The 15,951-nt window shown below is 62.4% G+C and carries 11 protein-coding genes and 2 pseudogenes; 5 read left to right on the forward strand and 8 right to left on the reverse strand.

What is annotated here, in order from left to right:
* The first annotated feature begins 89 nt into the window (after positions 1-89).
* Complete coding sequence (locus ACWPWT_RS06390) at positions 90-1,871, forward strand: beta-L-arabinofuranosidase domain-containing protein (protein ID WP_454279891.1); 1,782 nt, start codon at positions 90-92, stop codon at positions 1,869-1,871.
* A 484-nt stretch (positions 1,872-2,355) separates the two neighbouring features.
* Here ACWPWT_RS06390 and ACWPWT_RS06395 read toward each other — a convergent pair whose 3' ends face one another.
* From ACWPWT_RS06395 to ACWPWT_RS06415, 5 genes are all read right to left on the reverse strand, one after another.
* A complete protein-coding gene (locus ACWPWT_RS06395; RefSeq protein WP_454279003.1) occupies positions 2,356-4,266 on the reverse strand; it encodes a hypothetical protein in 1,911 nt (636 codons plus the stop codon).
* A complete protein-coding gene (locus ACWPWT_RS06400; RefSeq protein WP_454279004.1) occupies positions 4,256-5,386 on the reverse strand; it encodes a TniB family NTP-binding protein in 1,131 nt (376 codons plus the stop codon). Before ACWPWT_RS06400 ends, ACWPWT_RS06395 begins: the two co-directional genes overlap by 11 nt.
* Before the next feature lies 1 nt (position 5,387).
* Positions 5,388-7,586 carry a hypothetical protein gene (locus tag ACWPWT_RS06405; RefSeq protein WP_454279005.1) on the reverse strand — a complete coding sequence of 733 codons (2,199 nt, stop codon included), beginning with the start codon at positions 7,584-7,586 and terminating at the stop codon, positions 5,388-5,390.
* Positions 7,587-7,596: 10 nt separating this feature from the next.
* Entirely contained in the window at positions 7,597-8,496 is a 900-nt protein-coding gene (locus ACWPWT_RS06410) for a hypothetical protein (protein WP_454279006.1), read from the reverse strand.
* Between the two features lie 371 nt (positions 8,497-8,867).
* A complete protein-coding gene (locus ACWPWT_RS06415) occupies positions 8,868-9,164 on the reverse strand; it encodes a hypothetical protein (RefSeq protein WP_454279007.1) in 297 nt (98 codons plus the stop codon).
* A gap of 389 nt (positions 9,165-9,553) precedes the next feature.
* Between ACWPWT_RS06415 and ACWPWT_RS06420 the strand changes: the two genes are divergently transcribed.
* Positions 9,554-10,729 (forward strand): hypothetical protein, encoded by a 1,176-nt coding sequence (locus tag ACWPWT_RS06420; protein ID WP_454279008.1) that lies wholly within the window; start codon positions 9,554-9,556, stop codon positions 10,727-10,729.
* On the opposite strand, the gene ACWPWT_RS06425 is transcribed toward ACWPWT_RS06420, so the two are convergent.
* On the reverse strand, positions 10,719-11,633 hold the full coding sequence (locus ACWPWT_RS06425; RefSeq protein WP_454279009.1) for a hypothetical protein: 915 nt from the start codon (positions 11,631-11,633) through the stop codon (positions 10,719-10,721). The two genes, ACWPWT_RS06420 and ACWPWT_RS06425, sit on opposite strands and share 11 nt — an antisense overlap.
* 274 nt (positions 11,634-11,907) lie before the next feature.
* Here ACWPWT_RS06425 and ACWPWT_RS06430 point away from each other — a divergent pair, with 274 nt between their 5' ends.
* Entirely contained in the window at positions 11,908-12,285 is a 378-nt protein-coding gene (locus ACWPWT_RS06430; protein ID WP_454279010.1) for a hypothetical protein, read from the forward strand.
* A 5-nt stretch (positions 12,286-12,290) separates the two neighbouring features.
* On the opposite strand, the gene ACWPWT_RS06435 is transcribed toward ACWPWT_RS06430, so the two are convergent.
* Positions 12,291-12,635, reverse strand: coding sequence for a hypothetical protein (locus ACWPWT_RS06435; protein ID WP_454279011.1), 345 nt, complete (start codon positions 12,633-12,635; stop codon positions 12,291-12,293).
* 9 nt (positions 12,636-12,644) lie between these two features.
* Between ACWPWT_RS06435 and ACWPWT_RS06440 the strand changes: the two genes are divergently transcribed.
* Both ACWPWT_RS06440 and ACWPWT_RS06445 read left to right on the forward strand, forming a co-directional pair.
* The gene (locus ACWPWT_RS06440) at positions 12,645-13,340 is read left to right on the forward strand and encodes an AAA family ATPase (RefSeq protein ID WP_454279012.1); all 696 of its coding nucleotides are present in this window, start codon (positions 12,645-12,647) and stop codon (positions 13,338-13,340) included.
* A gap of 203 nt (positions 13,341-13,543) precedes the next feature.
* A pseudogene (locus ACWPWT_RS06445) lies at positions 13,544-14,457 on the forward strand (IS3 family transposase).
* 133 nt (positions 14,458-14,590) lie between these two features.
* Here the strand turns inward: ACWPWT_RS06445 and ACWPWT_RS06450 are convergent.
* Positions 14,591-15,887: pseudogene (locus ACWPWT_RS06450) on the reverse strand (IS110 family transposase).
* Between the last annotated feature and the right edge of the window lie 64 nt (positions 15,888-15,951).

Raw genomic sequence — 15,951 nt, forward strand, 5'->3', positions numbered from 1 at the left:
CCGGATGGGGGGCAGTGATCCCCGCAACCGCCTGGGCGCAGGCCAAGAGCCGCGGTCCCGTCCCCGCCACCCTCGTCCAGCCCTTCGACATGGCCGACGTCTCGCTGGATGACGGGCCCTTCCTCCATGCGCAGAAGATGACCGAGGCGTATCTGATGCGGCTGCAGCCCGATCGGATGCTCGCCAATTTTCGCACCAATGCGGGGCTCAAGCCCAAGGCGCCGGTCTATGGCGGTTGGGAATCGGAGCCGATGTGGGAGGAGATCAACTGCCACGGCCATACGCTGGGCCATTATCTCTCCGCCTGCGCGCTGGCGTACCGTGCGACCAAGGACAAGAGGTATCGCCAGCGGATCGACTATATCGCGAACGAACTGGCCGCGTGCCAGCAGGCGGCGGGGACCGGCCTGGTCTGCGCCTTCCCCAAGGGGCCTGCGCTGGTCGCGGCCCATTTGCGCGGCGAGCCGATTACCGGCGTGCCCTGGTACACGCTGCACAAGGTCTATGCGGGGCTGCGCGATGCGGCGCTGCTCGCGGGTAGCGAGCCGGCGCGGGCCGTGCTGATCCGGCTGGCCGACTGGGGTGTCGTGGCGACCAAGCCGCTGTCCGACGCGCAGTTCGAGACGATGCTGGAAACCGAATATGGCGGCATGAACGAGGTCTATGCCGATCTGTATTTCATGACCGGTAACGAGGATTATCGGTCGCTGTCCCAGCGCTTCTCGCAAAAGGCGGTGATGAATCCGCTGGTCAAGGGACAGGATCATCTCGACGGGATGCATGCCAATACGCAGATACCCAAGATCATCGGGTTCCAGCGTGTGTTCGAGGCGACCGGCGACGGCAAATATCGCGACGCCGCCGCCTTTTTCTGGCGGACGGTCGCGCATACCCGTGCCTTTGCGACCGGCGGGCACGGCGATGGCGAGCATTTCTTCGCCATGGCCGATTTCGACAAGCATGTTTTCTCGGCCAAGGGATCGGAGACCTGTTGCCAGCACAATATGCTCAAGCTGACCCGCGCGCTGTTCCTGCACGACCCGCGCGCCGAATATGCCGATTATTATGAGCGCACGCTCTACAATGGCATCCTCGCCTCGCAGGATCCAGATTCGGGCATGGCGACCTATTTCCAGGGCGCGCGGCCTGGTTACATGAAGCTCTATCATACCCCGGAGGACAGCTTCTGGTGCTGCACCGGCACGGGGATGGAAAACCATGTGAAGTATCGCGACTCGATCTACTTCCATGACGACCGCGCGCTGTACGTGAACCTGTTCATTCCCTCGACGGTGCGCTGGGCCGACAAGGGGGCGGAACTGACCCAGTCCACCCGCTTCCCCGAGGCGGCGAATAGCCAGTTCCGCTGGAAATTGCGCCAGCCGACCGAACTGACGTTGAAGCTGCGCCACCCGAAATGGAGCCGCACCGCGACCCTGCTGGTCAACGGGGCGGAGGTGTCGCGTTCGGACAAGCCGGGCAGTTATGCCGAATTGACGCGGACGTGGAAGACCGGCGACACGGTCGAATGGCGGCTGGTCATGGAGCCCGCCGTCGAAAGCGCCCCCGCCGCGCCGGAGATCGTCGCCTTCATCTATGGTCCGCTGGTCCTGGCAGGCGCGTTGGGCCGCGAGGGACTGGAACCGGGCGCGGACATCATCGTCAACGAACGCAAATACGGTGATTATAACGCCACGCCCTTCCAGGCACCGACGCTGTCGGGCGAGCCTGATGCATTGGCGAAGAAGATCAGCGCCACGGGCAAGCCGTTGGAGTTCACCATCCCGGCGGCGGACGGCCAGCCGGTGCGGCTGATTCCCTATCACCGCATCGCGCATGAGCGCTACGCGACCTACTGGAAGCTAGCCTGATCGCGGGCCCTTTGCGGACTGGAACCACCCCGGCGAAGGCCGGGGTCCAGTTCGCTTTTTACAGCGCTTCATCCCAGACAATTTGTTCGCGCGGAGGCGCGGAGGCGCGGAGGACGCAGAGGGGTCGTCCGATTGGCTGCGGCCCGGCTTCATCACCAAGCGGAGGGAGGCATGAAGATGCCACAAGCGAGACACCTCCGCGTTCTCCGCGCCTCCGCGCGAACAAAATCTCTTTCGACGCATCGGCGCTCCGCCGAACGCATAGCATCTAGACCCCGGCCTTCGCTGGGGTGAGGCTATTCGATGATGCACTGGCACACCCTAAGAACGGGATTGACGCCAATCGGACCGGGAGGGTGGAGTCGAACGACGGCCAAAGTTACCCGATCAGCCACCTGCTGTAAGGCAACCATCCGCGGCCGGTCTCCAATAACTTCCGCGCTCGATCACCCATGAGCTGCGACCGGATGCAGCCTCCCGAGTTTCACGGGTTGGCCGCAGGCATCGCCATCAAAGGGATGGGGGGAAGGAAGCCCGCCTCAATAAGCTGGCTTCGGCACCACCCATCCTTACGTCGAGCGAGCCCATGGCTGACCAGAATGCCTTCGACCATTCCGTGCCTGACCCCGAGGTGCCACGAAATCTCCGTGTCGAAAGCCACGCCAGCCGCGGCTTCGAGCACCGAACTTCTTACGGCCGCTAAAGCGAAGCCATCCTTTTCAAATACGATCCCAAGTCCGGCGGCCATGGCGACAAGCGGCTTTGTTTTGACGTTTAAGATTTCAGCAGCGTCCGCCTGGTTGATGGTGGCCGTCGCCGCTGAGTCGGGCCTGGGCCCATCGACGACCCGATCGAAGATCGCCATGTCGCGCGGGAGCACGAAGATCGAACGCATCGTCGGATCATCGCCCTTCATCCAGAATCCGAGATGCCCGGAAGTCATCGCCTTGAAAATTGATCCCCAGGGTTTCAGCCGTCCGCCGATCCTCTTGCTGGCGACTGAAAGCGACACCGCCTCTTCTGGAATGTCGCCATCATGTCGCTTCTTGCGCAACCTTTGAACAAGCTCGACCTTGCTGCAACCTCGCAGCCGATCTGCCGCCTTCACGAAGACGAAGGCGGGATGATCCTCAATGGCAAGCTCTCCACAGCAGACGAGCTGCTCGATAGCGTAATGCGGGAGCTTCAGTTCGAATGCGCAGGAGGCCGCCTTCACGGCGCTCTGAAAGAACGGCTCCAGCTCCTCGATTTGATCAGCGTCAAACTGCCCTTTCACGTGAGCTGAGTTGTTTAGGCGACGATACTTGATTTTTTCCCAGTGGCGCAGCTTATCCATATGCCGTGTATTTAGAAATAGCTTCTTCTGCACTTCCGCATAGAGGTAATACCTGCGATCTCCGACGAGACCATGGGCGGCATGCTTTCTGATATGCGGCAGTGCCTGCTCTACGATATCCACGAGTGCTGTCGATTCCTGGTTCCTGTCGACTGATCGGATGATGAGCTGACGAAGTCGCTGAACGCCGTCTTGATCACCCTGAAGCTCGTCCCAGCGGCTGCTCAGCCACTTCTGAAACCCTTCCGGCCATGAACGAAGGATGGCAGCTCCGCGCGCCGCGACTGAGGCGCGAATGGAAGCGGGTAGAGCGACGAATTCACGTCTGTTGGCGGCTCCAACCGGCGATTCCTGTACTAGTCCACCAAATAGCTGCGCCATTCGAACGAGATCGTCCAGCCGAACGTCCTGCAATGAAGGCGGCAGCTGTGCATAGGCCTCCAAGTTCCTACACGACATCGGAGAAGTCATCTTGGCGAAAAGCCGATAATCTTCCGCAAGCGAAGCAGGTAGTTGCGGCTCGCTGGACGGCAGGACGTCGCGACGGCAGTATTCGCATACACCTATTCCCCAAGAGTAATGCCAGCCTAAGGCGGATCCGCAGTGAGAGCAGCGATCCACAAGACGCTCGAGGCTTTCGGGGCAATAAGGCAGGACAACGTTCAACCAATCGAGGCGATGATAGTCGTCAGCGATCAAAGATTGCGGTCCGATCCGTCTGCGATGCAGTTCAATGAAAATGCGGGGAGTGACCCGATCACCGAAGCGCACTTCGCTGGACCTGCTTCCGTCGAGAGGTTTGATCCGTTCTCCGATGTGCATCGCGAGCGTCTCGGGATCACACCTGATCACATAGGCCAGTCGCTCGACTTCCTCGAACGACGCCAGCTGAGAATATCCCGCATGTCTCATTCGCACGCCTGCGGCGTCAAGCACCGGCGCCGTTCGAACTAGCACATGCCCCCGGACGCCCCGCGCAATCGCACCCGGGATGCTCTCGGCGTCCTTCAGTTGCAGTTCGAAGCGCAGACGACGACCACTGAGGAGATCAATCTGCATCGTTATCGTCCGACAAGTCTGCAAGCGGAATCTGCGGCTCGACCGGCCGAAGGGAGAATGGATCATGATCGACCCAGTCGTTGCCGATGGCGAAGTCGCGGACCGCGTTGCTGAGGTCGTAGCGCTCCAAGGTAGCGGCACCACGCTCGAGCGCGGCCGGAAGCGCCATCTCGATGATCCTGGCTGCCCGTCCGATGTGACCGCCCGACGCGGTGATGAGAGCCGCTAGAACGTCATGATCCGACAGACATGTCCTGATGGGTACGATATCCAGCATTTGTAGTTGCGAGTCGTAGCCAATGCAAAACTCCTTAAAGTGCCTTCGATCCGATTTCAGCTTCGGATTGAGCGGGGTAAGTTCGAGAGGCTTTTCGAGGCGTGGACGGAATTGCCGGTTCAGATCGAAGAATGCCTCCGAAGTCTCATCCCCAATGAAGGCGATGGGCGCTATCCCCCTATCCAGAAACGTTTGTAGCCTCGAGGAAACTTCTTCGGCATCGGGGGTTAGAAACACCGCCGGGTCGACGTCATCGATCCGCTCAGTTTTTGCCTTGGTAACTAGCCGCTGAATTTCATCGACTACAATAAGCTCGACGCCCAACTTACGGACCCATTCGGCAATTCTCTGTTGCTTGACGACGATGTTCTCGGACGAATTTCCCTTGATAGTCTTCTTCTGTTCGGGGGTCAGGCGTACGCCGACATGGCCGGTGACGTCCTCGAAGTCGTCACCGAGGCGGTTTAGAATATCCTGGTAGAGCATCTTGATCGTGATCCGCTTGTCGATCGTCAGATGGATGATCCGGAAGGGATTGGGCTCGCGGCCTCCAGCGACTTCCTCCGCAGCCACCTCCGCGATCAGACGCTCCACGATTGCGCTCTTGCCGGCCTGGCTGAACTGACTGAGGCGACGACCGTTGATGGGAGCGCCTGGCCGCCGGTTGCTGCAGACGCGCATGTACGAGCGGAGATTGTTGAGGATCACGCGCTGCCGCGGCGTATCCACCCAGATATCAAGGAGCGCCTCTCGTGCGCGCTCGGCCTTCGCCAGCGCAATAGCGTCATTGGGATCGGGCACGGCACGGCCGGTTTCCTGGCGCGGCTTCTTGAAGGTCGCCATCTCAGTCCTCCTCACCTTCGTCTGGATCTTCATCCTCGGTTTGCGGGCCGCTGAAGTCCCATTTATCAGCGTCGAACAGCTCGTCGTGGATCGCGATTTTAGGATCAGACCGGATGTCCTCATCACCCTCGTCAGCGGGTGGTTTCGCGGCCGTGTCAGAGTTGCGTTGGTCGTCCTGGGGAGGCGGGAACGGAATATCTTCCCGGTCGCCGCCATCGATAACCGTGGCCACGTGAAGCTCGGGAACCATGGCGCACGCGGGATTGCTCCCCCGTACGCCGGATAGCCGACGCTCCTCGGCTTCGAGCAGTTCGACGTCCTCGAGCCTCTCGCGGAACGCCTTCCCGCTCAGCGTTTTCTGCCGCGCTTCCAGGTATTCTCCGCGAGTGCGCAGGCGCCCCCGACGAGAGCCTGTCTTCTGGCTTCGCAGCGCCTTCTGATAGGCATGGTGCTCCCAGCGGTTCAGCCCGCCGGTATAGCCGGGGTCGGTCGACCACATCGGGACGTACTCTTTGTTTTCGCGATCGAAGACTTCGATCATGTCGATGTCGTCGTCCCAGACTCGAATGCTGACCTCAATCTTGGCCGTTCCCTGCAGCCGCTTTGCGAATGGCATTCTATGCTGGTTTGAGCTTAGCGCTTTCTTCGTTCCATCGACATTGAATCGATAGTGGACATTGTCGTAAATGAGGCCATTGTTGGTGAGAGTCTGCAGCTTTTCGGGAATGCTTGCGAAAGTGCGCTTAACTTCTCCAGGATCTGCAAGACGCGCTGCTCCCATGCGGATAAACGCCCGCATGATGTCGTCGGGGGATCTCTTGCCGAGGGAATCCTTTGCCGTGCTGTTCCACCGGCGTCGGCATTGCTCGATCATGTCCACGTATTGGGCGCGTGTGACCTCGGTATTCTTGAGAGGATTGTACCCGATGTCGTGTTTCTCACGTGCTCCCAAGATACGACCAGGGATATGTCTCAGACTGGCCTTGACGAAATTGTGGTAGTTCTCGAGCTTGCCCTTGGCGTCGTGATGATACGCCTCGGCGAGCTCGACGGTTGAGAAGACCTTGATCGCACCGGGCACCATCCGCGGCGAGATCATCGTGCGGTCGCGATCGTACATGACGTCCGAGGGGATGCCGTAGAACATGGCCATTTCAGGATCCGTCTTGACCTCATCGTCGGTCATGTCGGGCGGCATGAGGATGCCGCGCAGCGCACGCAGACCCCATTGCGGTCGATATTCGCCGGCGAAGGTGGGATGCGGCGCAATCCAGCTCGAGAAGGCGTCCATGCAGATCACCGACCTCATCTTGGCGGCCGGAATCCTGAGCTCGTCGGAGTAATAGACGCTGTGCTCCCACTCGACGCCGTCCATGAAGATGCGCTCGAAGGGCTTCTCGACAGGTACGGGCTCGCCGCTGGGCACGTACTTTCGGTCAGCCGAGGGGCGCCCATAGCGGGTTGCATGCGTCGTGTAGCATTCCAAGCTGTTGATCCGGCGGCGTACCGCCTCGGCCGATGGCGCATCCTTGCTGAGATACGGCACGCCGAGTTCGCGCAGGCGATCCCACTCCCGGACCACCATCGCAGCAGCATCCTCCTTATGCGCGAGGTACCCGTTGAGCGTGCTGGGCCGCCAGTACAGGACGGCCCACTTGTGGACGAGCCGATCCTCGACGTCCGGCAGCTGGCTCTGTCCCTTTTGCCTCCCCGCCGTGCTCACGAGCGCGCCGACGCGCCCCCCATGCTGCTTGAGCTTCTGCATCCAGCGCAGAAGCGAACCCGACGAAGGCTTACGTCCGCCAAGATCGTTGGCGTCGATCCATTCCCGCGCGTCGAGGTGGGTCTTCTTGATCTTATCGCGGATTGCGGCGTCGGCCCAGTCGAACCTCCAGCCGGTCAGGGGGTCAATGGTCTCGCAGGCCGCGCGGTCGAGATGGAGGATCTTCTCGTTGCGGCCGGTTACGTGCAGGTTGTAGTCGTCGTCGACGACGATGCCCGCGCGGAACTGCTGGATGATCCAGAAGACCGTCGGCATGCCCGGTTCCCCGCCCTTGCCGATCGGGACAAGTACGATCTCTTCCTGACCATCGATGTAGCGGAAGCGTAGAATGCCGTCACCGACGGCCTCTTCGAAGCGCATCTTGCGCTCGCCGTATTTCAGGATGTGCCCCTCGGGCAGCCAGAACGGGATGTGCATCTTCTGGTCCTCAAGCCGGGATGTGCTGAGCGAGGAATTCGCGCAGCGCGCTCTTCTTCCTGTGGGGCGGGGAGGTCACAGGAGTGTCCGGCATCGGTGGCGTGGAAAGCGGCATCTCCAGGACCCGCCGATGCATCATCGCCCTGGCGATATCGAGGGCGAGCACGGGGTGCCCGCCGATCGTCTCGATGACCCTGGCCAGCGTGGCGGTACCGCCGCTCGCCTCGATCATTTCCCGTACGCTGGCGGCGGCGGTGTCGGTGAAACGGGTACGGCGAGCGTCGAAGATGTCCTTGACGATGCGTCGCTCGAGGCGGGTCGGAAGCCCGCCCGCGACACGGCGCTCGAGCGTCGCTCCAATGGTTTCGAGATACGCCTCGGCAAAGTCGAGGCGTTCTTCGAGGTCTGGATCCTTGAAGAACTCGTCGCTGGCCTTGTCCTCGCCCACGACGACGCCATGATCCTGCGTCTCCACGATCCAGTCGAAGGTCATGTGGAACTGATTGCCGGAGGCCGTCTTCCATTCGAGACGCCCGCCCTGATACTGCAGATCGAGATAAAAGGGACCGATCTCGTGCTTCCGGAAGCCGTACGTCTCGTGCGGCCCTTCGAAGTACTGATCGCGACCGGCCTTCTCGCTATGAGCCGCTGTCATGGACTGGTACGCCGCGTACCGGAAGTTGACCCGGACGGCTCCGAGCCGCTTGTCCGTTACGAGACGCGGCTTCGTCCAGGTGGCGCGATCTGCTGCGATCGGCCGACCGGCGTCGCGACGATCTCGCCGCTTCGGCGACCAGCAGGGGCGCTGTTCCGGGCGGAAGGGACGGCACTCCAGGGGATGCCTGATCCTCACCGACCAGGGTTCCGCCCCGTCCGCCGGCAGTTCCGCCTCGTAGTTGGCGCAATTCATCGAACCTCTACTCCTGGAATGGGGCGCGTGTGCGCATTTCGACGATCGCCGGATGGCCTCGATCACCAGGGGGCGACTGCCAGCGGGAAAGCCATACTGCTGAGTCTTCGCGACGACCTGTCCGCCGCCTCCGGTCGGCGGACAGGTCGTTTTCTTAGGCCTTCGACGACCCGCGCGAAGGTGTCGGAATGAAAGGTGCGGTCCTCGGGATGCACAGGGCCGGCAAGACCGAGAGCTCCACCAGTGGCTTCCACGGCTTCGCGATCGCCTTCGACGATGTGCACGAACGCGCATTTCGGTAGTGGATGTGCTGCGGCGAGAACCTATCCTTCGGCTCCCTGAAGGTCATGGCTCCCCGAGCGAGCTTGAAGTTACGCTTCATCGTCGCCTCCGACATCGGCGGCCAGCGATACCGATTCTTCCGCCGCGACCCTGGAAGTCACGGGCCACAGCTGCCTTACCTGCAGCGCCCGAACGAATGAGGTCCGCATCCTGCCGGGGCGTTCGCAGCTGCGGACCAGCACGACGTCGCGGCCGCTATCGACCGCCGTGGATTCAAGGCGCACGCTGACCTCCATCCGCTCGCCGCAGATCTCCAAGACCGTACCGCGCTCGACCGGGCCTTCGCCGCGGCGGTGAACGGTGACACGATGGAACGTGCGGACCAACCTTGATCGCCGCTGGTCCGCCGACGTGGTCGGACGCGTTTCGCCCCGGCCGTTCTTCGACCGTCGCTCGGCCGCGGAGCTCAAGCGAGCACTCCCTTCCCCGGACGGTACGTCGGGCGGAACGTCGACGTGCGCGAACGCGGCCGATGACGACCGTCGGACTTCGTGTGGATGAAGGGCTTCTTCAAGCTGTTCGGATTCTGGTGGTCGTGCATCGATCATATCCTCCTATGGCTGGGATGTGCCCGCAACTTAGTTGGATATTCTTATACGTCAATCGATAGCTAGTTGGATATTGGCGCTACGATGGTTAACGGTTCCTTAATCTTGCATTTGAAATGCAGTCCGTTAACCATCGTAATGTACAGCTAAGCGTCGACTACGATGCGATGGCGCGCTACGGCTTAACGATGATCGATGAGCCAAAAAAAATCGTCGCGACGGCGAAGCCGATGGGAAAGCCACGCCCTCGCCGGGCGGATTCAACTCAGATTCTCGAGGCGGCGTTCGGTTCACCCATGCCGGCGGCCGAATCGGCGATGTGGTCGGCCATGTCGCTGGATCAGCGCGCGAACGCGATCCGACGCTTGAGGGCGATGATCGTGCTCGACGATCCCGAACGGGCGAGTGCCATGGGGATGGGGCCTAAGGGTTCCGGCAAGCCGCTCGCGATGAGCGACGCAGCCAGCGCAGCCGGGGTCAGTCTGAACCGGTGGTACGAGATGCACGCGGCCTGGCGACAGAACCGCTCGCTCGCTTCGCTGGGCACGTTCGCCGCCGTCCCCAGGACCAGGGTATTGTCCTATCACGACGATCTGAAGGAACTGGTTGCATCGGTCGTCGATGGTGACCCGGGTGGAAGCGTCCGTAGGCTCGCGCTGGCCCTCGGCGAGGCCTATGGCAGGAAGACCGGAGCGCCGGAGGCGGACTGGCCCAGCTACAATACCCTCCGCAAATTCGCCGAGGCGGAACTGCGAAGCCGCATGCGGTCGGACGAACCCGGTAGCGACGTCCGCTTCGATTGCTGCGCCTGCCATCTTCCCCATTCGGAGGATATATTCGTGGCGTTCCTCATTATCGACAAGGCGACGCGAGCGGTGCTCGGCGGGGCTCTTGCTGACCCGGACCATAGCCGAAAGGGATATGGCTTGGCGGCGCGAGATGCGGTGCGGCGGCTTGCCGCGCCACCGTTGAACGCGCTGCGCTGGTCGGCCGAACTCGGTCATTCGGAAATCGTGATAGGGCGGGACGTCGCGTTCTGGTCCGATCACGTGCAGCGGATGAACAAAGCGGGATTGTCCGGGCAGCTTCAGCCCGCGACGGCGGCGCGCCGGTTCGGCCTCTACGTTCGCCGCTACCTTGGCGACCGTCTCGGTCGCGTGAGGTTCGCGCCCGGTCGGACGAAGGGCGTCGCCTACGCCAAGGCGAACGGCGAGGATGTCGCGCGCTTCAACTTGGAGATCGACGTGCACAACGCTCTCGTGACCGACTTCGTCCGGCCGGTGCGGTACACGAAGCCGCCCGCGAGGTTGATGGCACTACTCGACAACCTCGCTATGACGTGAAGCCGTCGACCCATAGGACCGCGGCAGCACCCCGGATGTGATTGTGGCGGGCTATCGCCGCGTCCACCATCTCGCGGGCGTCCTGCAGAGACAGCGGTCGATCGTCCTTGGTCTTTAGCAGTCGCTGTGGCGGCACCGCCCTGCTCGGCTGATATATGAGATGGAGGTTGTCGATCCCCCTCCCAAGAATGCGGGCCATGGACGATCGGGCGGCCGTTCCCGCAATCGGGACGACCACTTCGCTCGGTATCAGCTCGGCGCTTGCGAGAAGATTCTCATCCACCTGCAGTGACGCTCCGCTCGTCGCGACGCTGATCAGGAACGTCGTCCAGCCGGACCTCGATAGGCCCGCCGCCACGATGGCGCCGTCCCCTGCGCGTACCGCCATGGTCAGGGACGGTAGCTCGATTGTTTCTCCCGCCACGGTTGGCAAACGGACGAAGCAGGTGCCGACGACAAGGCTTCGGTCGTCACCCCGCCGCCCCTTGCGGCATTCCATGACCATGTTCCACAGCGTGCTCCGGGAAGGGGGCGCGAGTTTCAGTTCGGCACATCGCGCCCGAACCAGGCGATGGACGTCGACGAAGGGGCTATCCGCGCCGACCTCCTCGATGACCTCCAGCGCCTGCTGCTTGGCTTCCGCCGGAACCGATAGCCGGCTTGGCCGACGTGTAGCGCCGCGATGCGCGCCGGACCCCGCCAGCTTTGCAGCGGAACCGTAGGCAAGCCACGCCCGGACCAGCGCCATGAACTGATTTACGCTTAAGTCCAGGCTTTTCGCACTTGCGACCTTATCGGCTTCGGTTGGTGCGACGATATTCAGGAAATCCCTCACGACGTTGACGCGCCGTCGGACTTCAGGCCGACGCATGGCGTCGACGCCGCTCAGATCGAGCTCGTCCATCATTTTCCTCCTGATTGATTCTGCGCGAACCGTCGCCTGCCGATGGGCATCACATGGGGCTGGGTAGCGAGGCCCGGTTTTGGAGCCTGGTCGATTGGACCTGCGGGGTGGCATCGTCAGCGACGTCCCGGCGGCGTCGTTCGTCGCGCCGCCCGGACACCTGCGCCGCATGCGGCGCTCACTCTGATCCGGCGTCAATTGGCTGGACGCCAGCAGCTTCACCAGCTGGCAAGGGTCCCCGGATATTGGGGCAGCTTTGCAGGTGGAGCAGAAGATGATCGCCTATCGCATCGATACCGATTTTAGCATCTCGCGGGTCGACGACGCCGATGCGGAGATGAAGGCGCGCGGATGGGACTGGAGCTGTCTCGACTACGACGATACGCACGACATCTGGTCGGATGACTGGGGATTGGCGAAGGCGGAGTACACGTTGGCATGGATCGGACGCGCGAGGCGGGTCACGCTTCCCGCGTACATCCGAGGTGCGGATGGAGAGGATAGCTGCGAGCCGACGATTGCCATCGCCGATGTGCGATTTGGTAAGGAACGCGATCAGTCACGTCATCAATTCCGGACCGAGCCGGACGGTTCGCTCGTACTTGGCCTTGATCCCAACGACGTGATCGTCGATGAACAGGATCGCGGCTGAAGCGCTTACGCTTCCGTCGAGGCGGTGAACCAATGAGCAGAGCGGATCTTGTCATCCAGCTGGCCGAGGCCGGCGCGCAGAACGACCATGCCAAGCTGGAGCGTACCGTCGCGGCTCTGGTTGCGGAGGCGCGCGCCAAGCAGCATAATACGCTCGCCGATCGACTTAGCCGAGCGCTCGGCGCCGTCGCGCCACCATCGCGTCAGGCTCCTCGTGCCGTCGGAGGAACGATCCTGCCCGACAAGGTCCGCGATCTCGTCATCGAGCGACCGGCGCGTCGCAGCATCGACGATCTTGTGCTGCCGCGCGAGGTCGAGACGCAGGTCCGTGATCTGATTGAGGAGCAGCACCGGGCTGACGTGCTCCGCGCCAACTCCCTGGAACCGCGGCATCGCGTCATGCTCGCGGGTCCCCCTGGCAACGGGAAGACGACCCTTGCCGAGGCGATCGCTTTCGCGCTCGGCGTTCCGTTCCTGACGCTGCGCTATGACGCGGTGATCGACAGCTATCTGGGCGAGACGTCCACGCGGCTGAAGAACGTCTTTGAGTTCGCCCGCTCTACCCCCTGCGTACTTTTCCTCGACGAGTTCGACGCGCTCGGAAAGGAACGGGGCGACGTGCACGAGACCGGCGAGATCAAGCGCGTCGTATCGTCACTGCTGCTCCAGATGGACGATCTACCCTCCTACACGGTTATCGTCTGCGCCTCGAACCACCCAGAGTTGCTCGATCGCGCGGTATGGCGGCGATTCCAGCTTCGACTGGAGCTTCCGATGCCCACACGCGCCGAATTCCGCAAATGGCTTGATCACGTTGGTGCCGACCGAAAGGCACTAGGTATGGATCCGACGTCGCTGGCGCGTGTGCTGGAAGGCGGGAGCTACGCCGAAGCGGAGGAATTTCTGCTGGACGTAAAGCGCAAGATCGTCCTGTCTGGGGGCACGCCTAAGGCGATCGTCGCACAGCAACTCGCGATATGGAAGAAGCGGTTCGGTCCGCCAACAGGGGTGACGCTAGAAGGCGATGGCGACCAATCGGATAATACCGCTCGCTAGGGAAGTGGAGGTCGGCAAGCGGATCACCGGAAACGCCGACCGGAGACCCAGACCGAAGGTCGACACCGCCGTGCAGGTGGAGCGGCTCGGCGGCACCATGGAAAGATCGTTCAGGAATATCCTCGATCGTGACGACATCATGAGCTGCCCCCTTCTGAGTGGTCCATCGACTATGACAGTCTGGATCAAGGAAGGGACGACGCATGCCTGCCAAGAAGCACAAGCCTGAGGAGATCATCGGGAAGCTGCGTGAGGTCGAGATCATGCTGGGCCAGGGCGGGACGACCGCTGAGGCATGCCGGCGGATCGCGGTCAGCGAGCAGACCTACTACCGCTGGCGCAAGGAGTACGGCGGCTTGAAGACGGATCAGGCGCGTCGGATGAAAGATCTGGAGAAGGAGAACTTGCGGCTGCGGCGTGCGATCTCCGACCTGACACTGGACAAGTTGATTCTACAGGAGGCGGCGCGGGGAAACTTCTGAGCCCCGCGCGACGCCGACGCTGCATCGACCAGGTGCGAGAGGTGCTGTACGTATCCGAGCGGCGCGTGTGCCGCGTGCTGGGGCAGCACCGGTCGACACAGCGCAAGGTGCCGTGCGGGGCAGATGGCGAAGAGGTGCTGACCGACGACATCGTCGCGCTGGCCAAGCAGTACGGGCGCTACGGCTACCGCCGGGTAACCGCACTGCTGCATGCGGCGGGCTGGTCGGTGAACCATAAACGGGTGGAGCGGATCTGGCGGCGCGAAGGCCTCAAGGTGCCGCAGAAGCAACCTAAACGTGGCCGGCTATGGTTGAACGACGGCTCGTGCATCCGGCTGCGACCGGAGTATCCGGGGCATGTGTGGGCGTATGACTTCGTCGAAGCGCGGACGCATGACGGGCGCAAGTTCCGGATACTGACCATCATCGATGAGGCCAGCAGGGAATGCCTGGCACTGGTCGTCGCGCGCCAGCTTCGACACGAAGACGTGCTGGCAGCGCTTGCCGACCTGTTCATCGCGAGGGGTCCGCCCGCGCATATCAGATCGGATAACGTCCTATGTCGGGAAGCAGCGGCGGGTTTTTGCCAGCAGATATCCATGCGCCGACAACCATCGGCACGGCATGCATTCTGAGCCAGATGGCTCCCACCGTCAACGGGATCGCTCCCTGCCATAGCAAACACAGGATCCAGCGGCGCCGGGGCGGCCGTGGTCCTCACCATCCTTAAAACGAGATACGCACCCAGGTGGAAGGCCCGAACATTATCTACAGGGTCGCTCGACGAGCGCCCTCACGGCACTTGCAGAGAGGGGTCCTTCCACCTGGCATCCGACCGTTCGAGAAACGGCCGGTACTCTGTCCCCGTCTTGACGACGGCATGAGCCACGCGCGCCATCTTGGCGGTGAGCGCCGTCATCGCCTTACGGCGACGGTCGGCATCGTCCGCGTGCCCGGCGACATATCGTCCGAGCTTGTCGCGGAAGCTGTTGTCGCGCTGACGCGCGGCGACCTGGGCAGCCATCCAGAAGGTCCGGCGTAGGCGCGCGTTACCGTACTTGGACAGCTTGGTGCGGCCACGGAACGTGCCTGACTGACACGTTGCGAGATCGAGACCGCAGAACTTCAGGAACTGACGATGATGATTGAAACGCCGCAGATCACCGGCCTCGGCCAGGATGGTCAGCGCATTGATCGGACCAATGCCCGGAATGTTGCGCAGCAGCTGGTAATCAACGTCATCGGCGAGCCGCGTATGGGCCAGCCGCTCGATCTCGTCACGCTGGTGGATTAGGCTGCGGCCCTGCGCGATGACCATACGGAACATGGTGATGGCGGCCGAGTCCTCCGGGACCGGCAGCGCCGTCGAGGCGGACGCCGTCTCATAGATGTCGTTGATGAGGCGTGCCTTGGAGACCTTGCGGCCGATGAGCGGCCATGCCGCAGCCGAGAATGCCTCGCGGTCCAGCGCCGTGATGGTGGCCGGTGTCGGAAACCGCTCGATGAGCGCGAGGAACCAGTCGGACCGGCTGTTGCCTGCGAAGCGGGCGATCTCAGGGAAGTACAGCGGCAGGTAGTGGGTCAGTATCCGGTGCCAGGTCTGTGTCTTCATCCTGGAGATCGTCTCGTGGGTTTTCGACAGCTCCTGCAGGTCGTTGATCCCGGCCACCAGCGGGTCGACGTAACGCTGCGTCGCGCCGATCCGCAGCATATGCAGGATGACCTGCGCGTCCTTGGGGTCGTTCTTGTCCCAGCCGTTGTGCAGCGCCTCACGCGTTCGGGCGAGCGCGACCGACGAGATGAGGCGCAGCTCGAACCCCGCCGTCAGCAGCCGGTGTGCCAGCGTGCGATGGTAATTACCCGTCGCCTCGAACCCGACGATGATGGGGCGCCCGATGGCAGCGAGTTGCTCGGCAAAGCCGTCATAGTCCTGCCTGGTCGCCATGACGGTCATCCGCCGGCGCCGGCCGCCTTCCGGTCGCTCTATAAGGACCTCCTGCCGGCTCTTGGACATGTCGATGGCTACCAGCACGGCGCCGGCAGGCGTAGAGGTGAGCTTGGTCATGGTTGGTCGGCCTCCAAAGTGTTGTCTCGACAACTTCACCTTAGATACCTGCTGGCCGACCATG

The organism is Sphingomonas sp. Marseille-Q8236, assembly GCF_965112005.1.

What these genes read in the sequence shown, in the direction of transcription:
- ACWPWT_RS06390 (WP_454279891.1), top strand. Translation starts at nt 90, where the DNA reads ATGGCCGACGTCTCGCTGGATGACGGGCCCTTCCTCCATGCGCAGAAG.
- ACWPWT_RS06395 (WP_454279003.1), bottom strand. Translation starts at nt 4,266, where the DNA reads ATGCAGATTGATCTCCTCAGTGGTCGTCGTCTGCGCTTCGAACTGCAA.
- ACWPWT_RS06400 (WP_454279004.1), bottom strand. Translation starts at nt 5,386, where the DNA reads ATGGCGACCTTCAAGAAGCCGCGCCAGGAAACCGGCCGTGCCGTGCCC.
- ACWPWT_RS06405 (WP_454279005.1), bottom strand. Translation starts at nt 7,586, where the DNA reads ATGCACATCCCGTTCTGGCTGCCCGAGGGGCACATCCTGAAATACGGC.
- ACWPWT_RS06410 (WP_454279006.1), bottom strand. Translation starts at nt 8,496, where the DNA reads ATGAATTGCGCCAACTACGAGGCGGAACTGCCGGCGGACGGGGCGGAA.
- ACWPWT_RS06420 (WP_454279008.1), top strand. Translation starts at nt 9,554, where the DNA reads ATGGCGCGCTACGGCTTAACGATGATCGATGAGCCAAAAAAAATCGTC.
- ACWPWT_RS06425 (WP_454279009.1), bottom strand. Translation starts at nt 11,633, where the DNA reads ATGGACGAGCTCGATCTGAGCGGCGTCGACGCCATGCGTCGGCCTGAA.
- ACWPWT_RS06430 (WP_454279010.1), top strand. Translation starts at nt 11,908, where the DNA reads ATGATCGCCTATCGCATCGATACCGATTTTAGCATCTCGCGGGTCGAC.